This is a genomic window from Pseudomonas maumuensis (assembly GCF_019139675.1).
GTDB classification, from domain to species: domain Bacteria; phylum Pseudomonadota; class Gammaproteobacteria; order Pseudomonadales; family Pseudomonadaceae; genus Aquipseudomonas; species Aquipseudomonas maumuensis.
In genome coordinates this window covers 5,673,428-5,699,651 of record NZ_CP077077.1, presented here as the reverse complement: position 1 = coordinate 5,699,651, position 26,224 = coordinate 5,673,428, and the positions used below count along the sequence as shown (strand labels likewise).

Here is a 26,224-nt window from a genome sequence, read left to right as displayed (position 1 = left end):
CGCTAGAGGATCGGTGAAATCAGGCGTGCGATGCGCATTCCCAGCTGTTGCAGACGATGGGTGTCGCGGCTGTCTTCAGCGGTAATCTCCCTGGCCTGCTCGAAATCATTCACCAGCATGAGCTCGACCTGATCGGCAAAGGCACGATCCACCGTGAGCAAGGTGATCTCGAAATTCAGCCGGAACGAACGATTGTCGAGGTTGGCGCTACCGATGGCGCTGACCTCGTCGTCTACCAGCACGACTTTCTGATGCAGGAACCCTGGCTGATAGCGGAACATGCGCACTCCGGCGCGAACCGCTTCGAAGGCGAACAGGCTGGAGGCGGCGTAGACAATGCGGTGGTCGGGGCGTGAGGGAATCAGGATGCGCACATCGACGCCCCTCAGTACCGCCAGGCGCAGGGCGGCGAAGATGGCTTCGTCGGGAATGAAGTAGGGGCTGGTGATCCATACCCGGCTGCTCGCCGAGTGAATCGCCTCAAGGAAGAACAGCGCGCAGGTTTCCTGGGGGTCGGCCGGGCCGCTGGCCAATGCTTGGCACAGCACGCCATCCTCGGGGTAGGCATCAGGCAGGATCAGCGGCGGGAGCTGGCGCGTGGCCCAGTACCAGTCCTCGGCGAACGACTCCTGCAGGCAGGCCAGCACCGGACCGCTGATTTGCACGTGGGTATCGCGCCAGGGCGAGAGCTTGGGGTGTGCCCCGAGGTATTCGTCACCCACGTTGTGCCCACCGAGAAAACCCTGCAAACCATCGACCACCACGATCTTGCGATGATTGCGAAAGTTGACCTGGAAACGGTTGAACCAGCCGCGCCGTGTGGCGAAGGCTTCGATCTGCACCCCACCGTCACGCAGTACCTGGCTGTAGCTGGCCGGCAGCGCGTGGCTGCCGACGCGGTCGTAGAGCACGAACACCCGTACACCTTCGGCGGCCTTGCGTAGCAATAGCTGCTGCAGTTCCTTGCCCAGGGCATCGTCGTGGATGATGAAGAACTGCACCAGCACGGTGTCCCGCGCCAGGCGGATGGCCGAGAAAATCGCCTCGAATGTGGCAGCGCCATCGATCAGCAGTTTCACTTCGTTGTTCGCCAGGCATGGCATCCGCCCCAGCTTGGGCATGGCGCGCAGGGCGGCATAGCTGTCCGACTCGCGTGCGGTCAGCGCTTCCTCCACCCATGGGCGCCAGTTCAGGTTGGCCATGGCCACATGCATTTCCTGGTTGGCCTGACGCCGCGCCTGGATGTACGCATAGAAGGAGCGGGCGCCGAAAATCAGGTAGGGGATGAGGGTGAGGTAGGGGATGAACAGCAGAGACATGGCCCAGGCGATTGCACCTTGGGCGGTGCGCACGGTGAACACCGCATGCAGTGCGGCAGCCAGGCCGAGCAGGTGAATCAGACCGAGCACGTAACCGAAAAAGTAGGGGCTGTGGTAATCCATACGCATCCTGCTTGCCGAGTGTACTGTTGCTAACAGACCACGTTAGAGGGGGCGTCTGCAACCCGCAGGCGATTTCGACGTCTAAAGGCTCAGTCCGGCCAGAGCCGGTATTTCGAGGAGCTTTCATCCATGAAGATTCGTCTGCCACTGCTCGCCCTGCTACTGGGGTTGGGCAGCCCGCTGGTTCACGCGCAGATGTTGCAACCCGGCTTGTGGGAACTGACCACCAGCAATATGCAGGTCGATGGCAAGCCGTTGCCAGACATGGAGTTCATGCTCGGCCAGTTGAAAAACCTGCCGCCTGAGCAACGGGCGATGATGGAAGGTGCCCTGGCCAAGCAGGGGATCACCGTGGGCGGCAAGGGTGTGCGCTCGTGCCTGACACAGGAGCAAGTCAAGACCAACGACATCCCACTGCAAGATCCGCAATCAGGCTGCACGCAGAAGATCACCGAGCGTAATGGCAATGTCTGGAAGTTCCAGTTCAGTTGCCCCAAGGCCCAGGGTAACGGCCAGGCCACCTTCCTCAGCGACCGTGAGTTCCTGACCAAGGTCAACGGTACGTTCAATGCCTCCGGTGTCCAGCAGCAAGGCAGCATGGATACCCGGGCGGTCTGGTTGGGCAACGACTGTGGAACAGTGAAGCCACGCAGTTGAAGTAGCGCTCACCACCGATGTTGAGTAACCGCGACCGCGTCGTGGGCATGCAGGCTCTCTGCATGTTCCACGCGCACGCTGAACCCCGCCACTTCCTCAATCTGTCCCAATGCCACGTGCAGGCGCCGGGCAGCATCTTCACAGAACATCAGGTTCTGACCATTGGCCAGGGCAAATGCCTGCTCGTCGGCGCGCTTCACGGCGGTCTGCACTGCGGTACCCAGCGCAGCCTCCGCGGTGTCGATCAGCCCTGTCAGGTTCAGCGTTTCCCCTGCAAGGCGTACCTGAAGCCTGGCCATGCTCCGTTGGCTATGGGGCGTCGCGACGATACCTGCGCTGCTGCCCAGCCATCGGCGAATGTCGCGCCGATCCAGTGGCCGGTGGGCGAAGTCCCTGTCGAACTGCTCCTGGATCAGCTGCCTTGCGAGTGCTGCCGAGCATGGGCACGTCGACGAGTAGGGCACATTCACTGATAGTTCCACGTGGAACATTTCATATTCCAGCTTGGCATCCACGGTCACCGGGTAGCGCTTCCAGCCAGCCAACGGGCTGATCAATGCCGACCGCTTGAGCAGATGATCGAACGTCAGCCGCAGATAAGCATTGTTGGACAGGCCGGTGTGGCTAAGCAGAAATGCCCGCAGTATCTGGCGTAGTAGCGGGGGTGACAGGGGCTGTTGCTCCAGCGCCTCCAATGCCAGGTACAGCCGGGACATGTGGATGCCGCGTGAGGCTCCATCGTCGAGGCTCACACCCGCATCGGCGAAAGCGGTGACGATGCGCCCGTCGAGCTGCAGCGCCACGGCGATACCACTCATGCCCACCCAGTCCAGCGGCAGTGCCTGTTGGTTACTCTGGGCGGCGACATCGGGAAGGGAGAGGCTGGTCATGGAAGAAATCCTGAACGGTTGATAGTCACCGGCAACCGCCGATGAGACTGCAATGCAGGTTGAAGCGTTGGCCGCTGGAGCTGGAAACGCGATTCAGCGTGGTCCATCCGATACGCCGGCTGTAGCCGACCCAAGCCTCGCCGTCGCTGGCCAGGCCGGTGAAAAACGTCAACGCGCCGTGACGGCTGTTGGTTTGCGCCCACAGCCGCTTGCTCGCAACTTCATACCCGCGCAGGTAAAAGGTGCTGCCCTCGGTTCGCACGCTGTAGTAGTTGCCCTTGCTGTCCTGGCAGGCCAGCAGGGTGGCGCTGCGGGTGCATAGCGCAAGATCGGTAGTGGGCATGGCAAAGAGCTGCTCTGGGTGGACGAGCAGCAGCAGGGCGATGACGCCAGGTAGTTTCATGACGTTCTCCAGACAACCGTTCGGCGATACGGCTTGGAGAAATTGTATTGTTATAATATAACATCATGCAATGCATCGTTTCGAATGCGCCTGCCCGATGAGGTTCGTCATGCCCAACCGTCTTCCTGTCACCGTGCTGTCCGGCTTCCTGGGGGCCGGCAAGAGCACGCTGCTCAACCATGTCTTGCGCAACCGCGACAACCTGCGCGTGGCCGTGATCGTCAACGACATGAGTGAAATCAACATCGATGCCAGTGAGGTGCAACGCAATGTCAGCCTCAACCGCGCTGAGGAAAAGCTGGTTGAGATGAGCAACGGCTGCATCTGCTGCACACTGCGTGAAGACCTGCTGGAGGAAGTGGCCCGGTTGGCGGGCGAGGGTCGTTTCGATTACCTGTTGATCGAGTCCACGGGTATATCCGAGCCGCTGCCAGTGGCCGAGACGTTCACCTTTCGTGATGAGCAGGGCCGCAGTCTCTCCGACATGGCGCGCCTCGACACCATGGTCACTGTTGTCGATGGGCTGAACTTCCTTCGCGATTATCAGGCAGCCGAAAGCCTGGCCAGTCGGGGCGAGACCTTGGGCGAAGGTGACGAACGTTCGATCAGTGACTTGCTGATCGAGCAGGTCGAATTCGCCGACGTGTTGCTGCTGAGCAAGATCGACCTGATAAGCCAGCATGAGCGCGAAGAATTGACCGCCATCCTGCGCAGCCTCAATGCGCGGGCGCAGATCGTGCCGATGGTGATGGGCCAGGTGCCTTTGGCGCGCATCCTCGATACCGGCCTGTTCGATTTCGACCAGGCCGCGCAGGCGCCGGGCTGGCTGCAGGAGCTGCGGGGTGAACATGTGCCGGAAACCGAGGAGTACGGTATTGCCGCGACCACCTGGCAGGCGCGCCGGCCATTCCATCCGCAGCGTTTCTTCGACTTTATCCACAAGCCCTGGAGTAACGGCCGCTTGCTGCGCTCCAAAGGGTTCTTCTGGCTGGCCAGCAAGTTCCAGGAGGCCGGTAGCTGGTCGCAGGCCGGCGGCATGATGCGCCATGGCCTGGCTGGTCGTTGGTGGCGTTTCGTGCCGCGCGAGCAATGGCCGCAGGATGAAGAGAACACTGCGGCGATCCTCAAGCAGTGGTCCGCGGAAGCGGGCGACTGCCGGCAGGAACTGGTGTTCATCGGGCAGAACATCGACTTTGTTCGGTTATCCACAGAGCTGGAAGCCTGCCTGCTCAATGATGAGGAAATGGAGTTGGGGCCGATGGGCTGGCTGCGCCTGCCGGACCCGTTTGGTGAGTGGCATGAGGACGCTGCGGCATGACTGTGGATATCCGCCAGGTCTTCGGTGAATCACCCCAGGTGATGACGGAGATTCTCCAGGATGGGGTCAACCTCGCGGTCTGGCAGCGCCGCCTGCCGGCCCAGGTCGAGGACTTCGCCAACCTGGTACTGAGCCTGGGCCAGCCATTGGCCGATGAGCGCGTGATCGAGGTGGATGAACGCCAGCCGCCAGCGTTGCCCGGGCTGCTCAGAGAAACCGCCGATCTGCATGGCTACGATGGCTTCGTCGCCGACGTGGCCTGGCTGGTGGCGGCCTATACCTGCCTGCTGGGCGCTCGGCGCCTGGGGGTGCGGCTGCGGGTGCTCGAGGGGGCGATGTGCCCGCGCATGCATGTGGACCATGTGCCATTGCGCCTGCTCAGTACCTACGCTGGCGCAGGTAGCGAATGGCTGCCAGAGGGTGCCATCGACCGTGCCCGGTTGCAGCTGGCGCCGCCGCCTGTGGATAACGTCCGGCGATTGGTGGCGGGAGAGGTAGCCCTGCTCAAGGGTGAGAAGTGGCTGGGTAACGAGGGCTCGGGCTTGGTCCACCGGTCCCCGCAGACACCCGCCGGGGAACGTCGCTTGCTGTTGAGCCTGGACTGGTTGGCATGAATTGCCGGGCGCCCCGGTATAGACTGCCACCAAGCCCTTGCGATACCGAGCCATGTTGCAGAACATCCCCACCCATGTGATCGCCGGCCCGCTAGGCGCCGGCAAGACCAGCCTGATCCGTCACTTGCTGGAGCAACGACCGGCTGGTGAACGTTGGGCCGTGCTGGTCAACGAATTTGGCCAGATCGGCCTGGATGCCGCCTTGCTCAGCCGTGACGAGGCGGGCATCGCCATCGCAGAGGTGGCGGGAGGCTGCCTGTGCTGCGTCAATGGCGCCCCGTTCCAGGTGGGGCTCGGCCGCCTGCTGCGCAAGGCGCGCCCGGATCGCCTTTTCATCGAACCGTCCGGCCTCGGTCACCCACTCGAATTGCTGGAGCAACTGGGGCGGGCGCCTTGGACCGGTGTCCTGTCGGTCCAGCCACTGTTGATGGTGCTGGATGCCGTGGCCCTTTCCCGGGGGGTTGGCTTGCCCGAGGCGCAGAGCATGGCATTGGCGAAGGCGGGGATGTTGCTGTTCAACAAGGCTAGTGCCGTGGACGCTGCCACCCGCCTGTTGATAACTGCATCATTGCCTGAGGTCCCGACGTTGTGGACGGATCATGGCGCGCTAGCGCTCGCTGAATTGCCTGCATCGCCCGCAGTGCCAGCGGGCTCGCTCGACTTTTCCAGCCTGCCTGTGGATAACGGCCCCGTCCCACGGCCCACCTTGTGGGTGGAGCCGCGGCAGCCGATCTGTCAGTCCCGGCTGGCGGAGGAGGGCTGGAGCCTAGGCTGGCGCTGGCATCCGGATTTGAGTTTTGACGAGAGGGTGCTGTGTGGTGTGCTCAAGCAGTGGCCGTGGCGTCGGGCGAAGGGAGTTATCCACAGCATGGACGGGTGGCGGTCATTCAATGGACTGGAAGGAGGGCCGCTGGAATGGCGCCCCAGCGAATGGCGCAGGGACTCGCGCATCGAGCTGATCTTCGATCAGCCACAACCGGTGCAGGGGCTCCAGGCAGCCATCGCCAGCTGTTACCTGCCGGGCTGATCAATTACGCCAGCGGTTATGCTCCTGTCGCCACTGCTGCATTTCGATGACGTTGTCAGTGCGCGGAGGGGTCTTGATCTCGAACGGGTAAGGTGCAAGTTCGATCTGCATGGTGTGGGCGCCGAACTGGGTGACGGTGCCGGGGTGGCGTTGTTCGCCGGTGACGGTGAACTCGAAGTTGTAGATGCGCGCGAGGCGCTTTCGGCCATTGGCGTCGCGCACGAAGGCGATACGCTTGAGCGCCACGGCGTCATCGAGCAGCTCCAGGTCGAGCTTGGCGCAATGCTGCTTGACCCGAGCCAGGGCCTTCTCGCGAAGCCCGTGGTTGTGCCACAGCCAGGCGCCTGCGGTCGCCACCAGCATCAGGACGAAAAGGTTTTCCAGGGTCAGCATTTGCGTAAGCTCCAGACAGGTCGATCCAGCTTAACTGCGTCTCTGGCCTGTCGTACAGATGGCAATCGGGTTCATACTGCGGGCCGCACATTTCTTCACACAGTTTCGGAATCGTCCCGCATGAAACGTACACCGCACCTGCTCGCCATTCAGTCCCACGTGGTCTTTGGACACGCCGGCAACAGCGCCGCGGTGTTTCCCATGCAGCGGGTCGGGGTCAACGTCTGGCCGCTCAACACGGTGCAGTTCTCCAACCACACTCAGTATGGTCAGTGGGCAGGGGAAGTGCTTGCGCCAGCGCAAATTCCTGCGTTGGTGGAAGGCATTTCCAATATCGGCGAACTGGGGCACTGCGATGCGGTGCTGTCGGGCTATCTGGGCAGTGCCGAACAGGGGCGGGCGATCCTGGCTGGCGTCGAGCGGATCAAGGCGGTCAATCCCAGGGCCTTGTACCTGTGCGACCCGGTCATGGGCCATGCCGAGAAAGGTTGCATCGTGCCGGCCGAGGTCAGTGAGTTCCTGCTCGAGCAGGCCGTGGCCAAGGCCGATATCCTGTGCCCCAACCAGCTCGAGCTGGACAGCTTCTGTGGCCGCCGCGCGCAGTCGCTGGAGGATTGCGTGGGCATGGCGCGCGGGTTGCTGGAGCGTGGGCCGCAGGTGGTGCTGGTCAAGCACCTGAATTATCCACAGCGCGCGGACGATGCCTTCGAGATGCTCCTGGTGACCCGCGAAGCCAGCTGGCACCTGCGTCGGCCGTTGCTGGCGTTCCCGCGTCAGCCGGTAGGGGTGGGCGACCTGACGTCAGGGTTGTTCCTCGCCCGGGTGCTGCTTGGCGACAACTGGCTGCAAGCCTTCGAGTTCACCGCCGCCGCGGTGCATGAGGTTCTGCTGGAAACCCAGGCCGGCGCCAGCTATGAACTGCAGCTGGTGCGGGCCCAGGATCGTATCGCCCATCCGCGGGTGCGTTTCGAGGCGCAGCGTCTGTTGTACTAGATGGCGTCGGCCTTGAGGTTCTGGTAGCGCTGCTCCAGCTCCTGGCGGATCTGCCGACGCTGCTGGCCCTGCAGGAAGCGGCGCTTCTCTTCGCTGCTCTGTGGCTGGCGCGGTGGCACCTTCACCGGGCGGCGGTCATCGTCGACAGCCACCATGGTGAAGAAGCAGCTGTTGGAGTGGCGTACCGAACGCTCGCGGATATTCTCGGTGACAACCTTGATGCCCACCTCCATCGAGGTATTGCCGGTGTAGTTGACCGAGGCCAGGAAGGTCACCAGTTCGCCGACATGCACAGGTTCGCGGAAGATCACCTGGTCCACCGACAGGGTCACCACATAGGTGCCGGCATAGCGGCTGGCGCAGGCATAGGCGACTTCGTCGAGGTACTTGAGCAGCGTGCCGCCGTGTACGTTGCCAGAGAAGTTGGCCATGTCCGGTGTCATCAGGACGGTCATGGTCAGCTGGGCGTTTCCAGGTTCCATAGAGAGCTCACGGTGAATTTGCACGGTATCGGGGCGGGTATCTGCAGACACTTCTGTTTCCCCTCGTTGAGGTTTCCCATCCTGGTACGGGACGTCGGCTGACGCTCCATCGTCACGCCAATATTGCCATCGGCGGTGGCGAATCTGCCGATCTGTTTCTGCATATTGCATTGGCAATTTGCGCCAAGGCGCGATGTTAACCTGACGACGCCCATGCAACGTGGGCTTTCGCGTCAATCACAACAGTATGTGCCTGCTCCGCGCCCAGGGTCTTCCCGGCAGAGGAGCGGTTCGCCCCCAGCATCGAAAACAAGGAGTAACACGCCATGCATGCCATCAGCTTCATCCAGGATCTGGCGGTGATCATGCTGGTTGCCGGGGTGGTCACCATTCTCTTTCATCGCCTCAAGCAGCCCGTGGTGCTGGGCTACATCGTCGCCGGCTTCATCATTGGGCCGCACACGCCGCCGTTCGGGCTGATCCACGACGAAGACACCATCAAGACCCTGGCCGAACTGGGAGTGATCTTCCTGATGTTCTGCCTGGGCCTGGAGTTCAGCCTGCGCAAGCTGTTCAAGGTCGGCGCCACGGCGTTCATCGCTGCCTTCCTGGAAATCGTCCTGATGATCTGGATCGGTTTCGAGATCGGTCGCTGGTTCGGCTGGACCACCATGGATTCGCTGTTCCTCGGAGCGATCCTGGCGATCTCCTCGACCACCATCATCGTCAAGGCACTCAACGACCTGAAGATGAAGAACGAGCGTTTCGCCCAGCTGATCTTCGGCGTTCTGATCGTCGAGGATATCCTCGGCATCGGCATCATCGCACTGCTGTCGGGGATCGCCGTCAGCGGCACGGTGAGCTCCGGCGAAGTGTTCTCGACGGTGGGCAAGTTGTCGCTGTTCATGATCGTCGCGCTGGTCATCGGCATCCTGTTGGTGCCGCGGCTGTTGGCCTACGTGGCGAAATTCGAAAGCAACGAGATGCTGCTGATTACCGTGCTGGGCCTGTGTTTCGGCTTCTGCCTGCTGGTGGTCAAGCTCGAGTACAGCATGGTGCTGGGTGCCTTCCTGATCGGCGCAATCATGGCCGAGTCGCGCGAGCTGCTGAAGATCGAGCGCCTGATCGAGCCGGTGCGCGACTTGTTCAGTGCCATCTTCTTCGTGGCCATCGGTCTGATGATCGATCCTTCTATCCTGCTCGAATACGCTTGGCCGATCGTGGTCATCACCCTGGCGGTGGTGTTGGGCAAGATGCTTTCCTGCGGCATGGGGGCATTCATTGCCGGCAATGACGGGCGCACTTCGCTGCGTGTGGGGATGGGGCTTTCGCAGATCGGCGAATTCTCCTTCATCATCGCTGCACTGGGCATGACCCTGCAGGTTACCAGCGACTTCCTCTACCCGGTCGCGGTGGCCGTCTCGGCTATCACCACCTTGCTCACACCCTACCTGATCCGCGCTGCCGACCCGTTGTCGATCAAGCTGGGCAAGGTGGTGCCAAGCCGTCTGGCACGGGTGCTTTCGCTGTACGGCGAGTGGTTGCGCAGCATCCAGCCCCAGGGCGAGGGGGCCATGCTGGCGGCGATGATCCGGCGCATCCTGTTGCAGGTCGGGGTCAACCTGGCGCTGGTGATTGCGATCTTCTTCAGTGGCGGCTATTTCGCCGGGCGTATCGGCGTCTGGCTCAGCGAATGGGTGACGGACGCCGGTCAGCAGAAGGCGCTGATCTGGGGCGCGGCATTACTGCTGTCGCTGCCGTTCCTGATTGCCGCGTACCGCAAGCTCAAGGCGCTGTCGATGTTGCTGGCGGAGATGGGCGTCAAGCCGGAGATGGCGGGGCGACATACCCAGCGTGTAAGACGGGTGATCGCCGAGGTGATTCCGCTACTGTCACTGCTGGTGATCTTCCTGCTGCTGTCCGCCTTGTCGGCGAGCATTCTGCCGACCAGCGAACTGCTGCTGATCATCGCGGTAGTGGCGGCGGTGGTGGTGGCGCTGCTGTGGCGCTGGCTGATCCGTGTGCATACGCGAATGCAGGTGGCGTTGCTGGAGACACTGGAGAACAGCCGCGATCATTCGCACTGAGGGGGCGGTTAACGCTTTCTGCGCAAGATTTCACCGTCGTCCGAGGGGATGGAGCGGTAGCAGTGTCGCCAGGCGCAGAGAGCCTGGCGATTCTACGAGTGATTGGTAGCTATAAGCCATCATTTTATGCGGGTATTTCTCATTCAGCTTTCCAGCCAGACATCCCGCGCCCAGTGCCAGACCGACTCCCAGCTTTCCTCGGTGACGATTTCCTCTTCACCGGACCACAGCACCACGGTGCCGTCCTCTTCGACGCAGTAGTAGTCGTCACCGTCCTGGCAGATGGGAATGAGATCACGGGGCACGCCGGCGTCCCAGGCATTGGCTGCCACTTCCGGCAGGTAGGTGTGCGATTGCGGATCGGTCACAGTCACCGGCTCGAGGCTGCCGTACACCACGTCGCTGACAGTCAGCAGGTACTCCTTGAACACGAACGGAATGTTGATGAACAGCTCTTCCTCGATTTCGACCAGCTGATCCTCGTCCGGCAGTTCCAGCCGCACCGGTACCGGCTCGTTGGCTTCACGGAGTTGTTCGATCACTTCTTCCACGGTTCACATCCTCTGACCTTATGACAACGCTGCGCGTTATACCCTAGTAGGCCGCTCTGGCAAAAGCAAAAACCCCGGGACAGGCCCGGGGTTTTTTCTGCAACGTGCGACGGTTAGCCGTTTTGGCGGATACCGGCGAGCAGCCAAGGCTGGTTTTCGCCATGGGCGCGAACCATGTGCCAGCTTTCGCTGAACGCTTCGCCCTGGTCGAAGCGCGAGGTCTTCGACACGCCACGGAAGGTCAGGGTGGCGTCGGTCTGTTCGGTGCGCTCGTCGACGCCGTCCAGTTGCACATCGAGGTCGTCGATGTAGGTGGACTGGAAGCCTTCACCCTGTTCTGCGCGCTCACGCTTGAGGAACTCGAGCATTTGCGGGGTGACGAACTCGGCGATCTTGTCCATCTCGTTGGCGTCCCAGTGCTGCTGCAGCGACTGGAAGTGCGAACGGGCGGCGGCCAGGAAGCTGGATTCGTTGAACCAGGCCGGGGCGTTGATCGCAGGCGCGGCAACCGGTGCGGCGGAACCGCCGAAGATCGACTGCGGAGCGGCCTGCGGCTGGGCTTCACGCTGGTACGGGGCATGGCCGGCTGCAGCGTGTTGCGGCTGCTGCTGGCGGCGGCGCGCGGCGATGAAGCGGAAGACCAGGAAGGCGATCAGGCCCATGATCAGGAAATCGAGGATCTGCATGCCATCGAAGCCGTCGCCCATGAACATGGAGGCCAGCAGGCCACCGGCGGCGAGGCCGGCCAATGGGCCCAGCCAGCGCGAGGCGCCGCTGGCGGCAGCGGGTGCGCGGCCTGGCGCGGTAGGGGCGGCAGCAGGGGTGGCCGGGGTTGCCTGGCGGGTCTGGTGGATAGGCGCGGAGCCCGAGCTCTTGCCGCCACCGAAGCGCTTGGCGTTGGCGTCGAGGCTCAGCGTCAGGCCGACGCAGAGCGCCAGAGCGATGCTAAGAAAACGTTGCATAAGTTGGGGGTTCCCGTTTTTGTGGATTGCACGCGCGCCATGTTGCACATGAACCAACAGACATAGCCAGTGACAACATGTTTCGAGCTTTTGCCTATAAGTCTGAATTGTTGACGGCCGTCGTCTGAAAAATCATCGCGGGGCAAGCCCCGCGATTGGGCTCAGATGGCTTCCAGCTTGGCGTAGCCAAGCATCAGCCACTTGCTGCCCTCGGAGAAGTTCACCTGCACCCGCGCCTGTGCTCCGGAACCCTCGAAGTTGAGGATCACGCCTTCGCCGAACACCGCGTGCTGCACCCGCTGGCCAAGGCTGAAGGCGGTCTGCGGGATGCTGGCGTTGGCAAACAGGCTGCTCGCGGGCGTCTTCGCACCGCCGAAAGGGCGGCTGACGGTGTTCGACAGGCGTACTTCCTGCACCAGCCCGGCCGGAATCTCACGTACGAAGCGCGACACCTTGTTGTAGGTTTCGCTGCCATACAGGCGTCGGGTCTCGGCATAGGTCATGACCAGCTGGCGCATCGCCCGGGTGATGCCCACGTAGGCCAGGCGCCGTTCTTCTTCGAGGCGGCCGGGTTCTTCGAGGCTCATCTTGTGCGGGAACAGGCCTTCCTCCATGCCCACCAGGAACACGTAGGGGAACTCCAGGCCCTTGGCGCTGTGCAGGGTCATCAGCTGGATGCTGTCCTCGTGCTCGTCGGCCTGGGTGTCGCCGGCCTCCAGCGAGGCATGGCCGAGGAACGCCGACAGTGGCGACAGGTCGGCGTCGTCGTCGCTGGTCTCGAAGTTGCGCGCCGCGCTGACCAGTTCCTCAAGGTTTTCCACCCGGGCCTGGCCTTTCTCGCCCTTTTCTTCCTGGTGGTAGATGATCAGGCCGGACTGTTCGATGACGGTCTGGGTCATCAGGTGCAGCGGCATGTCCAGCACCTTGGCGGCGAGGTTCTCGAGCAGCTCGATGAAGGCACCCAGCGCACTGGCGGCGCGGCCCTTGAGGGCCTTGGCGGCCAGCAGCTGGCACATGGCGTCCCACATCGACAGCTGGCTGTGACGGGCGTGTTCGCGGATGGCCTCGACGGTCTTCTCGCCGATGCCGCGTGGCGGCACGTTGATCACCCGCTCCAGCGCCGCGTCGTTGCCGCGGCCTTCGAGCAGGCGCAAGTAGGCCATGGCGTTCTTGATCTCGGCGCGTTCGAAGAAGCGCTGGCCACCATAGATGCGGTAGGGAATGCGTTCGCGCAGCAGGGCCTCTTCCAGTACCCGCGACTGGGCGTTGGAGCGGTAGAGGATGGCGATCTCGTCGCGAGCGCTGCCCTGCTTGATGAGGCTTTCGATGGTCTCGACCACGTAGCGCGCTTCGTCGTGCTCGTTGTACGCCGCATAGAGCGTGAGCGGTTCGCCCTCGCCCATGTCGGTCCACAGTTCCTTGCCCAGGCGCCCGCTGTTGTTGGCGATCAGCGCGTTGGCCGCCTTGAGGATGCCGCCGGTGGAGCGGTAGTTCTGCTCCAGGCGGATCAGCTCGGCGTCGGGGAAGTCGGCGGTGTACTGGTGGATGTTCTCGATCTTGGCGCCGCGCCAGCCGTAGATCGACTGATCGTCGTCACCCACCGCCATCAGGCTGTCGCCACCGGAGGCCAATAGGCGCAGCCAGGCGTACTGCACGGCGTTGGTGTCCTGGAACTCGTCCACCAGCAGGTGGCGGAAGCGGCGCTGGTAATGCTTGAGCAGGTCCGGGTGGTCGCGCCACAGGTCGAGGGCGCGCAGCAGCAGCTCGGAGAAGTCGATGACCCCGGCGCGGTCGCAAGCCTGTTCATAGGCGACATAGATGTCGCGCATGGTGGCCAGGAACAGGTCGCCGCTGGCCTGGATATGCCGTGGGCGCAGGCCCTCGTCCTTCTGGCCGTTGATGAACCACTGGACTTGGCGTGCCGGCCATTTCTGCTCGTCCAGGCCCATTTCGCGGATCACCCGCTTGACCAGGCGTTGCTGGTCGTCGCTGTCGAGGATCTGGAAGTTCTGCGCCAGCCCTGCCTCCTGCCAGTGCGCCCGCAACAGGCGGTGGGCCAGGCCGTGGAACGTACCGACCCACATGCCGGCCGGGTTGATGCCCAGCAGCTGCTCGATACGCTGGCGCATTTCCGCCGCAGCCTTGTTGGTGAAAGTCACCGACAGGATCGAGTGCGGCGAGGCCTGTTCGACCTGGATCAGCCAGGCGATACGATGCACCAGCACGCGGGTCTTGCCCGAGCCGGCGCCGGCCAGCACCAGTTGGCGCCCGACGGAGGCCGCCACGGCCTGGCGCTGGGCGTCGTTGAGGGAGTTCAGCAGGAGGGAGAGGTCGTCATTATGCATGCGGGCATTCTATGGCCGCGCGCAGGCAGGGGCAAACGCCCGCGCTGCAAATCACCGCACAGGCCATCTACCGTTCATCGGCGCTGCTGGCAGCGCCCCGTGGTTGAGCGGTCAGACCTGGACGGACGAGACATTTTCCAAATCATGACGTAGGGCAGTTTGGTCTGGCGCCACGCTTGTGTATTCTCCCTGCACATTTGTGGTCAGCCATAACAAGAACTCAAAAGAATTCAGCCATATGACCCAGGATTGCATGGCGATCGGAGCATCGCCGGAGACGACACGGAGCGTTCGCAGGCAATTCGCCACCCAGCTGTCGATCGAGCGGACTCGCCTGCTGTACCAGGGCTCCCTGCTGCCGACATTGTTCATGCTGCTCAACGGCTTGCTCAGCGCCTGGTTGCTGTGGAGCCCTGGCCGCTACCTGCTGGTCGGCGTATGGATGGCCTGGCTGCTGGCGCTGGTGGTGCTGCGGGTGATCCAGGTGGCGGCCTTCGACGCGGCGACACCGGCTCGCCAGGCAAAGCCGGCCTGGCGCCGGATGTTCCTGCTCGGTTCGGCGTTCAGCGGCCTGACCCTGGCCAGTGCGGTGATCGCCCTGGCGCCGGCCGACAACTTCGTGCAGCAGGCCTGGGTGTTCGGCCTGCTCGGGGCGGCGGCGTTGTCGGCCAGTGTCGCTTATGCAGTCAGCTTGCCGGCGTTCCTCAGCTTCGCGGTACCGTGCCTGCTGCCGCCGATCGCGTTTCTCTTCGTCTATGACGCTGGGCACCAGCGTGGCTGGGGATGGTTGGGGTTGATTCTGCTGATGGCGTTGATGGTGGTGGCCTGGCAGGTCAATCGCCTGATCGAGCGTGGCTTGCTGCGCCGCTTCCAGAACCAGGCACTGATCGAGCATTTGCAAAGCGCACAGCGCCATGGCGAAGGCCTGAATCGTAAGCTGAGCGCCGAGATCGCCCAGCGCCGTCAGGCCGAGGACGACCTGCGCCACGCCCATGCCGGCCTTGAGCAGCGCGTGGTCGAACGCAGCCATGAGCTGGACCTGGCCAACCGGGCCCTGAGCAAGAGCGAACAGCGCCTGGCCCTGGCCTTGCAGGCGAGCGAGTTGGGGTTGTGGGACTGGAATCTGGACACCGACGAGGTCCATCACACGCAACTGCATGCCCTGTTCGGCCTCGACGCCGAGCAGGTCCGCTCGGTGCGCGCCGACCTCAAGCCGCGGCTGCACCCCGATGATTTGCCGGTGCTGCGGCGCACGCTGGTCGAGCACCTCAAGGGGCGCACCGAGGACTACCGCGTCGAGTACCGGGTGCGCCATGCCCAGGGCCACTGGTGCTGGATCGAGGACCGGGGGCGGGCAGTGGAGTCCGATGCCCAGGGCAAGGTCCTGCGCATGCTGGGTACCCGCCGTGACATCACCGCGCAGAAGGAACAGGAGGAACAGCAGCGTCTAGCGGCGACGGTGTTCGAGGCAGCCAGCGAGGGGATCGCCATTCTCGATGCCGACTTCCAACTGCTGGCGGTCAACCAGGCTTTCTGCGATGTCACCGGCTACGGCCGCGCCGAGCTGATCGGCCGCAACGCCCTGGAGCTGCCCTGCAGCCGCGACGCCCGGCGCCACAGCCAGGCCATCGACCAGGCGCTGGATCAGCAGGGCCGCTGGCAGGGAGAACTGGTCGAGGCGCGCAAGAGCGGCGAACTCTACCCCCAATGGTTGCAGCTCAACAGCGTGAGCGATGTGCGGGGGCGCATCGTCAATATCGTCGGCTTCTTCACCGACCTGTCGGCGCGTCGCGAATCCGAGGAGCGCCTGCGCTACCTGGCGCACTACGACGATCTCACCGGGCTGGCCAACCGTGCGTTGTTCCGCCTGCGCCTGCACGAGGCGGCGCAGCGCATGCGCCTCAATGGCCGCAGTCTGGCGCTGCTGCATGTCGACCTGGACCGCTTCAAGCTGCTCAATGAGAGCCTGGGTCATGAGCTGGCCGACCAATTGCTGAAGAAGATGGCCCAGCGCCTGGCCAACGCGGTGCCCGAAGCCGATACCGTGGCGCGCTTGTCAGGCGACGAGTTCGCCGTGCTGTTCGATGGTTACACCAACCTGTCCAGCCTGGTGCGCGTCACCACCCGGCTGTTGGACAAACTGCGCGTGCCCCAGCGCGTGGGCGGCCATGAGGTGGTGATCAGCGCCTCGGTGGGCATAAGCCTGCTGTCCGACGCCAGCCAGGACCTCAATGCTCTGGTCAGCCAGGCCGACATGGCCAAGCAGCACGCCAAGCATCTGGGCGGCGACAGCTTCCAGTTCTATACCGAGAGCTTGCGCGCCAGCACCCTGGAGCGCCTGCAGCTGGAGAACCAGCTGCGCAAGGCCATCGACGAAGGTCAGCTGCTGGTCTACTACCAGCCCAAGCTGTGCCTGCGCACTGGCCAACTGCACGCGGCAGAGGCCTTGGTACGTTGGCAGCATCCTCAGTGGGGCATGGTGCCACCCAGCGAGTTCATCGGCCTGGCGGAGGAGACCGGGTTGATCGCGCCCATGGGCGAATTCGTCCTGCGCCAGGCCTGCTGGCAAGCCTGCGAGTGGCTGCGCCAGGGCCTGGAGGTGCGGGTATCGGTCAACCTGTCGGTGTACCAACTGCGCCAGGGCAAGCTGGTCAGCCTGGTGCGCCAGGTCCTGCAGGAGTCCGGCCTGGCGCCGTACCTGCTGGAACTGGAGCTTACCGAAAGCCAACTGTTGGACAGCGTCGAGCACATCATCGCCACCTTCGAGCAGTTGCACGCGTTGGGGGTGAAACTGGCCATCGACGATTTTGGCACCGGCTACTCGTCGCTGAGCTACCTCAAGCGTTTTCCGGTCGACTACGTGAAGATCGACCAGGCGTTCATCCGCGGACTGCTCGAAGGGACGCAGGACGCGGCCATCACCCGGGCGATCATCGCCATGGCGCAGAGTCTGCAATTGAAGGTGGTGGCCGAAGGGGTAGAGACCCGCGAGCAACTGCAGTTCCTGCGCGAGCACGGCTGTGACGAGGTGCAGGGCTACCTGATCAGCCGGCCGGTCGATGCCGCGTCGTTCAAGGCGCTGCTAGGGCGTTCGACCGCCGACCTGTTGCGCTAGGCGTGCCAGGCCTGGCCCTGGCGCGCCAGCAGGCTGTTGGCCTGTTCCGGGCCATTGCTGCCGGCGGGGTAAGGGCGTGGCGCCTGGAAGTGCTCCTCCCAGCCCTGCAGGATCGGGTCGATCCAGGCCCACGCGGCCTCGACCTCGTCGCGGCGCATGAACAGCGTCGAATCGCCTTCGAGTACATCCAGCAGCAGCCGTTCGTAGGCCTCCCAGCGGCGGGTCTGGGCGAAGGCCTGGGCCAGGTTGAGGTCCAGCTCGACCGGCGCCAGGCGCATGCCCTTGCCCGGGCTCTTGGTCATCATGCGCAGGCTGATGTGCTCGTCCGGTTGTAGCTGGATCAGCAACTGGTTGACCTGGCCGCCGCTGAACAGCTCGTGCGGCACGGGTTTGAACTGGATGACGATCTGCGACGAGCGCCGCGCCATGCGCTTGCCGGTACGCAGGTAGAACGGCACGCCGGCCCAGCGCCAGTTGTCGATGTGCGCCTGGACGGCGACGAAGGTTTCGGTGTCGCTGTCGTTGTCCACGTCCTTCTCGAAATAGTAGGCCGGCACTTCCTGGCCGCCGATCTTGCCGGCGCCGTACTGGCCGCGCACGGTCTTGTCCTGCACGTCCTGGCCGGTGATGGGCTTGAGGGCGCGGAGGATCTTCACCTTCTCGTCGCGCACCGCCTCGGCCTCGAACTGCGAGGGGGGCTCCATGGCCACCAGGCAGAGCAGTTGCAGCAGGTGGTTCTGCAGCATGTCGCGGGTGGCGCCGGCGCGGTCGTAGTAGGCGCCACGGTTTTCCACACCGAGGGTTTCACAGACGCTGATCTGCACATGGTCGACCTGACCGTTGCGCCACACCGGCTCGAGCAAGGCGTTGGCAAAACGCAGGGCCATGAGGTTCTGCACGGTTTCCTTGCCCAGGTAGTGGTCGATGCGAAAGACCTGGGATTCGTCGAACACCGCGCCGATCGCTTCGTTGATCGCGGTGGCCGACTCCAGCGAGTGGCCGATGGGTTTTTCCAGCACGATGCGCGCTTCGCTGTCGGCCAGGCCGGCGATGCGCAGGTGAGTGGCAATCGGCACGAACAGCTTGGGCGCGGTGGCCAGGTAGAAGATCCGCGTCAGGCCGCCGGGCTCGCCCAGGTAACGGGCCAGGCGGCCGAAGTCGGCGCTCTGCGCCGCGTCCATGGGGAAGTAGTCGAGCCGCGCCGAAAAGCGCTGCCAGACGTCTTCGTCGAAGTCCTGGCGGGCGACCTGCGCTCGGCAATGGCGCTCGGCAAGCTTGACGTAGTCGTTGCGTGGCAGGTTGCGTCGGGCCAGGGCGATAATTCGCACGGCCGTGTGCAGGCGGGCTTCGCGATACAGGTGGTAGAGCGCCGGGAGCAGTTTGTGCAGGGCCAGGTCGCCCGTGCCGCCGAAGACCAGGATGTCGCAAGGAATCGTCAAACCACCACTCTCCACGTTCGTTTAGCTGGGCGGGTTGGCAAGCATGTAGTATAACTACAAGAAAGCTACATCCCGGCACGCCGATCATAACCGAGTCCAGCCCGTGAATCTGTTGCAACATATCGACCAATCGCGGCACCTGCTGCGCAAATCGGAACTCAAAGTGGCTGACCATGTGCTGCTCGATCCGGCTGCCGTCATGCACAGCTCGATGGCCGACCTGGCGCACAGCGTGGGGATCAGCGAACCGACCATCGTGCGCTTCTGCCGGGCGATCGGTTGCTCGGGCTTCCAGGATCTCAAGCTCAAGCTGGCGCAAAGCCTGGCTGCCGGTGCCAGCTTCGGTCAGTTCGCCATCCATGAAGACGACTCGGTCGCCGACTACAGCCTGAAGATCTTCGACACCACCCTGCATACCTTGATGGAAGTGCGCGAGCACCTCGATCCGCAAGCCTTGCAGCAGGCGGTGACGGCCATGGCCCAGGCCCAGCGCGTGGAGTTCTATGGTTTTGGTGCCTCGGGCGCGGTCGCGGCGGATGCGCAGCACAAGTTCTTCCGCCTGCTGCTCAGCGCTGCGGCCTATTCCGATCCGCACATGCAGGCGATGTCGGCTGTCACGCTCAAGCCGGGCGATGTGGCGGTGTGCATTTCCCAGTCGGGGCGCTCGAAGGACCTGCTGATCACCGCCAACCTGGTGCGCGAGAGCGGTGCCAACCTGATCACCCTGTGCCCGAGCCAGACGCCGCTGGCCGAGCTGTCGACGGTCAACCTGGCCATCGACGTGCATGAGGACACCGAAATCTACACGCCGCTGACCTCGCGCATCGCCCACCTGGTGGTGATCGACGTGCTGGCCATGGGTGTGGCCATGGCCCGCGGGCCGAGCCTGGTCAACCATTTGAAGAGCGTGAAGCGCAGCTTGCGCAGCCTGCGCCTGTCACCTAAGTCGATCAAGGCCACCGACGACTGATAGTGGTTGCCTGTACCGCGGGTAGCGAAAATTCACGATTCTGTCACCGAACCACCGCCAAAGCGTAAACCACCGAAGCCAGTCTGAAACTCCCCGCATCCTTACTGGGAGACAGGCAATGGCACATGATCACGCAGGTGTGTACCAACCCAACGCCAAGGCTCGCAAGCAGCAGGAGAAGGACCAGCGCCGCATGGAGTTCCGCCGTGCGATCGAAAGCTACTGCGACCAGCGTCAGCTGTTGCGCGAGCTGGCCGACTACCCCGATCTGCAGGACATCACGGTGTGGCAAGTATCGGCGGCAACTTCCCCGAGAAGCGCTCCACAAGCCCGCTGATCATTGCACGTTCGCTGCGGATGAATGCCTGGAACGCCAGGGCCACCGGCGATTGCCGCTTGCTCTTGGACTGCACCAGGCACCAACTGCGGTACAACGGCAGCTCTTCCACCGGCAGTTCCTTGAGCATGCCGGTGGCCAGTTCCATGTTGACCGCATGGCGGGTCAGCAGGGCGATGCCCAGCCCCGCCACCACGCATTCACGCTGGGCATCGGTGGAGGCCACCTCGAGGGTCTGGGTGAAATGCACGCGTTTGTCCTTGAAGAACTCCTCGCAGGCCTTGCGGGTGCCCGAACCCTGTTCGCGGACCAGCAGGGTATGAGGTTCGAGGTCTTGCAGGCGCAGGCTGTCGGGCTTGCACAGCGGATGTTGCGGCGGCGCCACGGCGATGATCGGGTTGTTCAGGAAAGGCAGGAACTCGAGGCCCATGTCCTGGGGCACCATGGACATGATCACCAGGTCGTCGCGATTGTCCGACAGGCGCCTGATTGCCTGAGCGCGGTTGACCACCGTCAGGGTGAGGTTGACCTCCGGGTGGCGCTGCTTGAAGGCGGCGAACAGGTGTGGCACGAAGTACTTGGCGCTGGATTCGATCGCCAGTTTCAGCTGGCCCTGCAGTGAGCCCTGCATGTCCGACAGCTGCATGTCGAGGTTCTCCAGGCGCCCGAATATATCCCGGCTGGCGCGTTGCAGTGCCTCGGCGGCTTCGGTCAGGTAGAGCTTCTTGCCGACGTATTCAAACAGCGGCTGGCCCACCAGCTCCTCGAGCTGACGGATCTGTAGACTAACGGCGGGTTGCGTCAGCGCCATCTCCTCGGCCGCCCGGCTGTAGGAGCGCAGATCACACACTTCGTTGAAGATCTGCAGCTGACGTAAAGTCATACGCATCAATGACTTGCGCATTTTTTGCGGTGCTCCGGCAAAACCTTGTTACCCAACTATAAGCTTTTGCTTATGCTGCCTCTAACAAATATTGATTTTTGTTTATCAACCTTCAGCGCTAGGGTGGATATGCGACTGGCCAGCGACGTCTGGTCACGCGCCGACCGGTAGAACCGGATCGTCTGTTCCTACGGCTTTGGGAAGACTCCAGTGATAACAAAAATCCTGATCGCCAACCGGGGTGAGATTGCAGTACGGATCGTGCGTGCCTGCGCCGAGATGGGCATTCGCTCCGTGGCGATCTATGCCGACGCCGACCGTCACGCCCTTCATGTCAAGCGTGCCGACGAGGCCTACAGCATTGGCGCCGAGCCTCTGGCCGGTTACCTGAACCCGCGCAAGCTGGTGAACCTTGCTGTCGAAACCGGTTGCGATGCCCTGCATCCAGGCTACGGCTTCCTCTCGGAGAACGCCGAACTGGCGGAGATCTGCGCTGAACGTGGAATCAAGTTCATCGGCCCGGCCGCCGACGTCATTCGCCGTATGGGTGACAAGACCGAAGCGCGCCGCACCATGATCGCAGCCGGCGTGCCGGTTACCCCAGGTACCGAAGGCAACGTCGCCGATATCCATGAGGCCCTGCGCGAAGGCGACCGCATCGGTTACCCGGTGATGCTCAAGGCCACCTCCGGTGGCGGCGGGCGCGGCATCCGCCGCTGCAACAGCCGTGAGGAACTGGAACAGAACTTCCCCCGGGTGATTTCCGAAGCCACCAAGGCTTTCGGCTCGGCGGAGGTGTTCCTGGAAAAATGCATCGTCAACCCCAAGCACATCGAGGCGCAGATTCTCGGTGACAGCTTCGGCAACGTGGTGCATCTGTTCGAGCGCGACTGCTCGATCCAGCGCCGCAACCAGAAACTCATCGAGATCGCCCCGAGCCCGCAGCTGACCCCTGAGCAGCGTGCCTACATCGGCGACCTGGCCGTGCGCGCGGCCAAGGCGGTGGACTACGAGAACGCCGGTACCGTGGAGTTCCTGCTCGCCGATGGCGAGGTGTACTTCATGGAGATGAACACCCGGGTGCAGGTGGAACACACCATCACCGAGGAAATCACTGGCATCGACATCGTCCGTGAGCAGATCCGCATCGCCTCCGGCCTGCCGCTGTCGATCAAGCAGGAAGACATCCAGCACCGCGGCTTTGCCTTGCAGTTCCGCATCAATGCCGAAGACCCGAAGAACAACTTCCTGCCCAGCTTCGGCAAGATCACCCGCTACTACGCCCCCGGCGGCCCCGGTGTGCGCACCGACACGGCGATCTACACCGGTTACACCATTCCACCGTTCTACGACTCCATGTGCCTGAAGCTGGTGGTCTGGGCGCTGACCTGGGAAGAAGCCATGGACCGCGGCCTGCGGGCCCTGGACGACATGCGCGTGCAGGGGGTGAAGACCACCGCCGCGTACTACCAGGAAATCCTGCGCAATCCGGAATTCCGTAGCGGCCAGTTCAATACCAGCTTCGTCGAAGCCCACCCCGAACTGACCAACTACTCGATCAAGCGCAAACCCGAAGAGCTGGCCCTGGCCATCGCCGCCGCCATCGCCGCCCACGCAGGCCTGTGAGGAACCGAATAATGTCCAAGAAAATCTTTGTTACCGACACGATCCTGCGCGACGCCCACCAGTCCCTGCTGGCCACCCGCATGCGCACCGAAGACATGCTGCCGATCTGTGACAAGCTCGACAAGGTTGGCTACTGGTCGCTGGAGGTCTGGGGTGGCGCCACCTTCGACGCCTGTGTGCGCTTCCTCAAGGAAGACCCGTGGGAGCGCCTGCGCAAGCTGCGTGCCGCGCTGCCCAACACCCGCCTGCAGATGCTCCTGCGTGGGCAGAACCTGTTGGGCTACCGCCATTACAGCGACGACGTGGTCAAGGCCTTCGTGGCCAAGGCCGCGGTCAATGGCATCGACGTGTTCCGCATCTTCGACGCCATGAACGATGTGCGTAACCTGCGCGTGGCCATCGAGGCGGTGAAAGCCGCCGGCAAGCACGCCCAGGGCACCATCGCCTACACCACCAGCCCGGTACATACCGTCGACGCCTTCGTGCAGCAGGCCAAGCAGATGGAAGCCATGGGCTGCGACTCGGTGGCGATCAAGGATATGGCCGGTCTGCTGACCCCGTTCGCCACCGGCGAGCTGGTCAAGGCGCTTAAGGCCGAGCAGTCGCTGCCGGTGTTCATCCACTCCCACGACACTGCCGGCCTGGCCGCGATGTGCCAGCTCAAGGCCGTCGAGAACGGCGTCGACCATATCGATACCGCGATCTCCAGCTTCGCCTGGGGCACCAGCCACCCGGGCACCGAGTCGATGGTCGCCGCGCTCAAGGGCAGCGAATTCGACACCGGCCTGGACCTCGAGCTGTTGCAGGAGATCGGCCTGTACTTCTACGCCGTGCGCAAGAAGTACCACCAGTTCGAAAGCGAGTTCACCGCCGTGGACACCCGCGTGCAGGTCAACCAGGTACCGGGCGGGATGATTTCCAACCTGGCCAACCAGCTCAAGGAGCAGGGCGCGCTCAACCGCATGAACGAAGTGCTGGCGGAGATCCCGCGGGTGCGCGAAGACCTCGGCTTCCCGCCGCTGGTGACCCCGACCTCGCAGATCGTCGGCACCCAGGCGTTCTTCAACGTGCTGGCCGGCGAGCGCTACAAGACCATCACCAATGAAGTGAAGCTGTACCTGCAAGGCGGCTACGGCAAAGCTCCCGGTGTGGTCAACGAGCAATTGCGGCGCCAGGCGATCGGCAGCGAGGATGTGATCGACGTGCGCCCGGCCGACCTGCTCAAGCCGGAGATGGCCAAGCTGCGCGCCGACATCGGCAGCCTCGCGCACTCCGAGGAGGACGTGCTGACCTTCGCCATGTTCCCCGACATCGGCCGCAAGTTCCTCGAGGAGCGTGAGGCCGGCACCCTCAAGCCAGAAGCCCTGCTGCCGATTCCGGAAGCCGGCGCGGTGGGGGCGGTGGGCGGTGAAGGCGTGCCGACCGAGTTCGTCATCGATGTCCACGGTGAAACCTACCGCGTCGATATCACCGGTGTCGGCGTGAAGGCCGAAGGCAAGCGCCACTTCTACCTGTCCATCGACGGCATGCCGGAAGAAGTGGTGTTCGAGCCGCTCAACGAGTTCGTCGGCGGTGGCGGCAGCAAGCGCAAGCAGGCCAGCGCGCCGGGCCACGTCAGCACCAGCATGCCGGGCAACATCGTCGATGTGCTGGTCAAGGAAGGCGACGTGGTCAAGGCAGGGCAGGCAGTGCTGATCACCGAGGCGATGAAGATGGAGACCGAAGTCCAGGCGGCGATCGCCGGCAAGGTCGTGGCCATTCACGTGGCCAAGGGCGACCGGGTGACCCCGGGCGAAATCCTGATCGAGATCGAAGGCTGACAAAAGCCTTCATCTGCAAGCGGTTAACCTCTGGGGAGCGGATGCTCCCCTTTTTTTGTCTGGATAAATCAGCCCACGCGGCACGCTTCCAGCGTGCGGACTTGTCCCTCAGGCTGCTGGTTTTCCTCACTCAACCAACGCTCGAACCCCGCCGCGACGGTAGGCCATTCGGTATCGGTAATCGAATACCACGTTGTATCGCGATTACGGTCCTTGACCACCATGTGGTTGCGGAACACTCCTTCGAACACAAAACCGAACCGTTCGGCCGCGCGCTTGGAGCGGGCATTGGCGTCGTTGCATTTCCATTCCAGCCGGCGATTGCCCAGCTCGAAGCCCAGCTTGCTCAAAAGGTAAACCGCCTCGGTGCCCTTGGGTGTGCGTTGCATGGCGGCGCCGAAGGCGATGTGGCCAATCTCGAAGCGGCCCTGTTCGGGGACTATCGACATATAGCTGAGGATGCCTTGGACCTGGCTAGTGACGCGGTCGATCACGCTGTAGAACAGCGGGTCGCGGCTGGCGGCGTTGCCTTCCAACCAGCGGTCGAAGCTGGCGCGCTCGGCAAACGGGCCGTAGGGCAGGTAGTCCCATAGCGCCGGGTCCGAGCCCGGCCCTTGCAGTACTTCCCAAAGATCGTCGCCATGACGGGTAGGATCGAGCTTCTCCAGACGGATGAAACGGCCTTCGAGGGGCTCGGCCTTGGGCGTGCCGGCAGGTTTCCAGTTCAATGCGTCGTTCATGTTCGGCCTACAGTGCTTTGCGGAATTGGATGAAGCCCGGGCGATCGGCGACCTGTTCGTAAAGGCTGATGGCGGTGGCGTTGGTCTCGTGGGTCAGCCAATGCACCCTCATGCAGTCGGCGGCCTTGGCCGTCGCGTAGACATGCTCGATCAGCTGGCGGCCGATGCCCAGGCCGCGCTGCTCGCTGTCCACGTAAAGGTCTTGTAGATAGCAGGTGTTCTGGATGCTCCAGTTGGTGCGATGGTAGATGAAGTTGACCAGGCCTACCGCTTTGCCATCTACCCAGGCCAAGGCCGAGTGGGTCGGCTCGCCGGGGTCAAGCAGGCGCTGCCAGGTGCTCTGATAGATCTCGTCGGCCAGTTCGGTCTGGTAAAAGTGCAGGTAGGCCTGCCAAAGGGTGCGCCAGGCGGCATGATCGTGGGCGCCTACCGGGCGCAGGCTGATGTGGGTCATGGGCTTTTCCTTCAGAGATCGCGCATGTGCGCGGCGAGTTGGTTGTCCAGGTGGTCGCTGCTGGCGCCGAGGCTTTCGCGCACGCCGGCAATGTCCTGCGCAGAACGGTTCTGGCTAAGTTTGCGCGCACCTTGCAGGCGGGTGATGGGCAGGCGGATGCCGACGATGGCGCGGAGCATGCCGTCGAGGTAGTCGCTTGGCGCGTCAGCCACTTTCCAGGGCTCGCTGCGGCCCTGTTCGTGGCGGTCGGTGAGGCGGGTGACGATGTCCAGCAGCGGCCCTGGCTTGTGGATAACTTCCACCGGGCCATAGGCATGCACCGCCAGGTAGTTCCAGGTCGGCACCACCTTGGGGTTGTCCACTTTGCTCGGGTAGTAGCTTGGGCTGACGTAGGCATCGGCGCCGGGAAACACCAGCAGCGCCTCGCCGCCCTGTTCCAGGTCTTGCCACTGGCGGTTGGCCCGGGCCAGGTGACCGTAGACTGTGCCGAACTCGCCCTCGCCGGTTTCGACCAGCACCGGCAGGTGGGTAGCCAACAAACCCTGTTCACCGTGGCTGACCAGCAGGGCCAGGCGAGTGTGCAGCATGTGCTGGTGCAGGCGGTCGAGGTCGTGTTCTTGGTGGGGCTTGTTGTTGTACATGCTGGATGTCCTTGCTGAATGGCTCCATGCTAGGC

Annotated in this window: 24 protein-coding genes; 11 read left to right on the top strand and 13 right to left on the bottom strand. The window is 63.3% G+C overall.

What is annotated here, in order from left to right; translation table 11 throughout:
* Positions 1 to 2 precede the first annotated feature (2 nt).
* Positions 3 to 1,442, bottom strand: a complete 1,440-nt coding sequence (gene cls, locus KSS90_RS25290) for a cardiolipin synthase (protein ID WP_217867722.1) — start codon at positions 1,440 to 1,442, stop codon at positions 3 to 5.
* Between the two features lie 129 nt (positions 1,443 to 1,571).
* On the opposite strand from cls, the gene KSS90_RS25285 reads away from it, so the two are divergent.
* Positions 1,572 to 2,099, top strand: coding sequence for a DUF3617 domain-containing protein (locus tag KSS90_RS25285; RefSeq protein ID WP_217867721.1), 528 nt, complete (start codon positions 1,572 to 1,574; stop codon positions 2,097 to 2,099).
* Positions 2,100 to 2,107: 8 nt separating this feature from the next.
* Here KSS90_RS25285 and folE2 read toward each other — a convergent pair whose 3' ends face one another.
* Both folE2 and KSS90_RS25275 read right to left on the bottom strand, forming a co-directional pair.
* Positions 2,108 to 2,989: a GTP cyclohydrolase FolE2 gene (gene folE2 / locus KSS90_RS25280; protein WP_217867720.1), complete on the bottom strand. Its 882-nt coding sequence runs from the start codon at positions 2,987 to 2,989 to the stop codon at positions 2,108 to 2,110.
* A 25-nt stretch (positions 2,990 to 3,014) separates the two neighbouring features.
* On the bottom strand, positions 3,015 to 3,392 hold the full coding sequence (locus KSS90_RS25275; RefSeq protein ID WP_217867719.1) for a glutamine synthetase: 378 nt from the start codon (positions 3,390 to 3,392) through the stop codon (positions 3,015 to 3,017).
* A 109-nt stretch (positions 3,393 to 3,501) separates the two neighbouring features.
* On the opposite strand from KSS90_RS25275, the gene zigA reads away from it, so the two are divergent.
* The 3 genes from zigA to KSS90_RS25260 are packed head-to-tail and all read left to right on the top strand — an operon-like array spanning position 3,502 to position 6,351.
* Positions 3,502 to 4,710 carry a zinc metallochaperone GTPase ZigA gene (gene zigA / locus KSS90_RS25270; RefSeq protein WP_217867718.1) on the top strand — a complete coding sequence of 403 codons (1,209 nt, stop codon included), beginning with the start codon at positions 3,502 to 3,504 and terminating at the stop codon, positions 4,708 to 4,710.
* Positions 4,707 to 5,324 carry a DUF1826 domain-containing protein gene (locus tag KSS90_RS25265; protein WP_217867717.1) on the top strand — a complete coding sequence of 206 codons (618 nt, stop codon included), beginning with the start codon at positions 4,707 to 4,709 and terminating at the stop codon, positions 5,322 to 5,324. The genes zigA and KSS90_RS25265 overlap by 4 nt, the downstream gene beginning before the upstream one ends.
* A gap of 52 nt (positions 5,325 to 5,376) precedes the next feature.
* On the top strand, positions 5,377 to 6,351 hold the full coding sequence (locus KSS90_RS25260; RefSeq protein ID WP_217867716.1) for a CobW family GTP-binding protein: 975 nt from the start codon (positions 5,377 to 5,379) through the stop codon (positions 6,349 to 6,351).
* On the opposite strand, the gene KSS90_RS25255 is transcribed toward KSS90_RS25260, so the two are convergent.
* Positions 6,352 to 6,744, bottom strand: coding sequence for a DUF3301 domain-containing protein (locus KSS90_RS25255; protein WP_023629680.1), 393 nt, complete (start codon positions 6,742 to 6,744; stop codon positions 6,352 to 6,354).
* Positions 6,745 to 6,864: 120 nt separating this feature from the next.
* On the opposite strand from KSS90_RS25255, the gene pdxY reads away from it, so the two are divergent.
* Entirely contained in the window at positions 6,865 to 7,737 is an 873-nt protein-coding gene (gene pdxY / locus KSS90_RS25250; protein ID WP_217867715.1) for a pyridoxal kinase PdxY, read from the top strand.
* Here the strand turns inward: pdxY and KSS90_RS25245 are convergent.
* Positions 7,734 to 8,219, bottom strand: a complete 486-nt coding sequence (locus KSS90_RS25245) for an acyl-CoA thioesterase (RefSeq protein WP_217867714.1) — start codon at positions 8,217 to 8,219, stop codon at positions 7,734 to 7,736. The two genes, pdxY and KSS90_RS25245, sit on opposite strands and share 4 nt — an antisense overlap.
* Positions 8,220 to 8,545: 326 nt before the next feature.
* On the opposite strand from KSS90_RS25245, the gene KSS90_RS25240 reads away from it, so the two are divergent.
* The gene (locus KSS90_RS25240; protein ID WP_217867713.1) at positions 8,546 to 10,306 is read left to right on the top strand and encodes a cation:proton antiporter; all 1,761 of its coding nucleotides are present in this window, start codon (positions 8,546 to 8,548) and stop codon (positions 10,304 to 10,306) included.
* Positions 10,307 to 10,449: 143 nt separating this feature from the next.
* Here KSS90_RS25240 and KSS90_RS25235 read toward each other — a convergent pair whose 3' ends face one another.
* The 3 genes from KSS90_RS25235 to uvrD all read right to left on the bottom strand — a co-directional run bounded on the left by KSS90_RS25235 (position 10,450) and on the right by uvrD (position 14,164).
* Entirely contained in the window at positions 10,450 to 10,857 is a 408-nt protein-coding gene (locus KSS90_RS25235; protein ID WP_217867712.1) for an SMI1/KNR4 family protein, read from the bottom strand.
* A 113-nt stretch (positions 10,858 to 10,970) separates the two neighbouring features.
* Complete coding sequence (locus KSS90_RS25230; protein ID WP_217867711.1) at positions 10,971 to 11,819, bottom strand: Tim44 domain-containing protein; 849 nt, start codon at positions 11,817 to 11,819, stop codon at positions 10,971 to 10,973.
* Between the two features lie 161 nt (positions 11,820 to 11,980).
* Positions 11,981 to 14,164, bottom strand: a complete 2,184-nt coding sequence (gene uvrD, locus KSS90_RS25225) for a DNA helicase II (RefSeq protein ID WP_217867710.1) — start codon at positions 14,162 to 14,164, stop codon at positions 11,981 to 11,983.
* 238 nt (positions 14,165 to 14,402) lie between these two features.
* Here uvrD and KSS90_RS25220 point away from each other — a divergent pair, with 238 nt between their 5' ends.
* Positions 14,403 to 17,279, top strand: coding sequence for a GGDEF domain-containing phosphodiesterase (locus KSS90_RS25220; RefSeq protein WP_217867709.1), 2,877 nt, complete (start codon positions 14,403 to 14,405; stop codon positions 17,277 to 17,279).
* Here the strand turns inward: KSS90_RS25220 and zwf are convergent.
* Positions 17,276 to 18,718 carry a glucose-6-phosphate dehydrogenase gene (zwf, locus tag KSS90_RS25215; protein WP_217867708.1) on the bottom strand — a complete coding sequence of 481 codons (1,443 nt, stop codon included), beginning with the start codon at positions 18,716 to 18,718 and terminating at the stop codon, positions 17,276 to 17,278. The two genes, KSS90_RS25220 and zwf, sit on opposite strands and share 4 nt — an antisense overlap.
* 103 nt (positions 18,719 to 18,821) lie before the next feature.
* On the opposite strand from zwf, the gene hexR reads away from it, so the two are divergent.
* A complete protein-coding gene (gene hexR, locus KSS90_RS25210; RefSeq protein WP_023630201.1) occupies positions 18,822 to 19,688 on the top strand; it encodes a transcriptional regulator HexR in 867 nt (288 codons plus the stop codon).
* Between the two features lie 118 nt (positions 19,689 to 19,806).
* On the top strand, positions 19,807 to 20,025 hold the full coding sequence (locus KSS90_RS25205; RefSeq protein ID WP_217867707.1) for a PA3496 family putative envelope integrity protein: 219 nt from the start codon (positions 19,807 to 19,809) through the stop codon (positions 20,023 to 20,025).
* Here the strand turns inward: KSS90_RS25205 and KSS90_RS25200 are convergent.
* Positions 19,967 to 20,914, bottom strand: a complete 948-nt coding sequence (locus tag KSS90_RS25200; RefSeq protein ID WP_217869859.1) for a LysR family transcriptional regulator — start codon at positions 20,912 to 20,914, stop codon at positions 19,967 to 19,969. The genes KSS90_RS25205 and KSS90_RS25200 overlap by 59 nt on opposite strands.
* 204 nt (positions 20,915 to 21,118) lie before the next feature.
* Here KSS90_RS25200 and KSS90_RS25195 point away from each other — a divergent pair, with 204 nt between their 5' ends.
* Both KSS90_RS25195 and oadA read left to right on the top strand, forming a co-directional pair.
* Positions 21,119 to 22,534 (top strand): acetyl-CoA carboxylase biotin carboxylase subunit, encoded by a 1,416-nt coding sequence (locus tag KSS90_RS25195; RefSeq protein WP_217867706.1) that lies wholly within the window; start codon positions 21,119 to 21,121, stop codon positions 22,532 to 22,534.
* A gap of 11 nt (positions 22,535 to 22,545) precedes the next feature.
* Positions 22,546 to 24,354: a sodium-extruding oxaloacetate decarboxylase subunit alpha gene (gene oadA / locus KSS90_RS25190; protein WP_102685427.1), complete on the top strand. Its 1,809-nt coding sequence runs from the start codon at positions 22,546 to 22,548 to the stop codon at positions 24,352 to 24,354.
* 68 nt (positions 24,355 to 24,422) lie between these two features.
* Here the strand turns inward: oadA and KSS90_RS25185 are convergent, their stop codons facing one another.
* The 3 genes from KSS90_RS25185 to KSS90_RS25175 are packed head-to-tail and all read right to left on the bottom strand — an operon-like array spanning position 24,423 to position 26,189.
* Positions 24,423 to 25,094, bottom strand: a complete 672-nt coding sequence (locus KSS90_RS25185; RefSeq protein WP_217867705.1) for a GNAT family N-acetyltransferase — start codon at positions 25,092 to 25,094, stop codon at positions 24,423 to 24,425.
* 7 nt (positions 25,095 to 25,101) lie between these two features.
* A complete protein-coding gene (locus KSS90_RS25180) occupies positions 25,102 to 25,548 on the bottom strand; it encodes a GNAT family N-acetyltransferase (protein WP_217867704.1) in 447 nt (148 codons plus the stop codon).
* Between the two features lie 11 nt (positions 25,549 to 25,559).
* Positions 25,560 to 26,189 carry an FMN-binding negative transcriptional regulator gene (locus tag KSS90_RS25175; RefSeq protein ID WP_217867703.1) on the bottom strand — a complete coding sequence of 210 codons (630 nt, stop codon included), beginning with the start codon at positions 26,187 to 26,189 and terminating at the stop codon, positions 25,560 to 25,562.
* Positions 26,190 to 26,224 lie beyond the last annotated feature (35 nt).

Bases quoted from the DNA above. Each gene is read 5' to 3' on its own strand.
- cls (WP_217867722.1), bottom strand. From the start codon at position 1,442: ATGGATTACCACAGCCCCTACTTTTTCGGTTACGTGCTCGGTCTGATT.
- KSS90_RS25285 (WP_217867721.1), top strand. From the start codon at position 1,572: ATGAAGATTCGTCTGCCACTGCTCGCCCTGCTACTGGGGTTGGGCAGC.
- folE2 (WP_217867720.1), bottom strand. From the start codon at position 2,989: ATGACCAGCCTCTCCCTTCCCGATGTCGCCGCCCAGAGTAACCAACAG.
- KSS90_RS25275 (WP_217867719.1), bottom strand. From the start codon at position 3,392: ATGAAACTACCTGGCGTCATCGCCCTGCTGCTGCTCGTCCACCCAGAG.
- zigA (WP_217867718.1), top strand. From the start codon at position 3,502: ATGCCCAACCGTCTTCCTGTCACCGTGCTGTCCGGCTTCCTGGGGGCC.
- KSS90_RS25265 (WP_217867717.1), top strand. From the start codon at position 4,707: ATGACTGTGGATATCCGCCAGGTCTTCGGTGAATCACCCCAGGTGATG.
- KSS90_RS25260 (WP_217867716.1), top strand. From the start codon at position 5,377: ATGTTGCAGAACATCCCCACCCATGTGATCGCCGGCCCGCTAGGCGCC.
- KSS90_RS25255 (WP_023629680.1), bottom strand. From the start codon at position 6,744: ATGCTGACCCTGGAAAACCTTTTCGTCCTGATGCTGGTGGCGACCGCA.
- pdxY (WP_217867715.1), top strand. From the start codon at position 6,865: ATGAAACGTACACCGCACCTGCTCGCCATTCAGTCCCACGTGGTCTTT.
- KSS90_RS25245 (WP_217867714.1), bottom strand. From the start codon at position 8,219: ATGGAACCTGGAAACGCCCAGCTGACCATGACCGTCCTGATGACACCG.
- KSS90_RS25240 (WP_217867713.1), top strand. From the start codon at position 8,546: ATGCATGCCATCAGCTTCATCCAGGATCTGGCGGTGATCATGCTGGTT.
- KSS90_RS25230 (WP_217867711.1), bottom strand. From the start codon at position 11,819: ATGCAACGTTTTCTTAGCATCGCTCTGGCGCTCTGCGTCGGCCTGACG.
- uvrD (WP_217867710.1), bottom strand. From the start codon at position 14,164: ATGCATAATGACGACCTCTCCCTCCTGCTGAACTCCCTCAACGACGCC.
- KSS90_RS25220 (WP_217867709.1), top strand. From the start codon at position 14,403: ATGACCCAGGATTGCATGGCGATCGGAGCATCGCCGGAGACGACACGG.
- KSS90_RS25205 (WP_217867707.1), top strand. From the start codon at position 19,807: ATGGCACATGATCACGCAGGTGTGTACCAACCCAACGCCAAGGCTCGC.
- KSS90_RS25200 (WP_217869859.1), bottom strand. From the start codon at position 20,914: ATGCGTATGACTTTACGTCAGCTGCAGATCTTCAACGAAGTGTGTGAT.
- oadA (WP_102685427.1), top strand. From the start codon at position 22,546: ATGTCCAAGAAAATCTTTGTTACCGACACGATCCTGCGCGACGCCCAC.
- KSS90_RS25185 (WP_217867705.1), bottom strand. From the start codon at position 25,094: ATGAACGACGCATTGAACTGGAAACCTGCCGGCACGCCCAAGGCCGAG.
- KSS90_RS25180 (WP_217867704.1), bottom strand. From the start codon at position 25,548: ATGACCCACATCAGCCTGCGCCCGGTAGGCGCCCACGATCATGCCGCC.
- KSS90_RS25175 (WP_217867703.1), bottom strand. From the start codon at position 26,189: ATGTACAACAACAAGCCCCACCAAGAACACGACCTCGACCGCCTGCAC.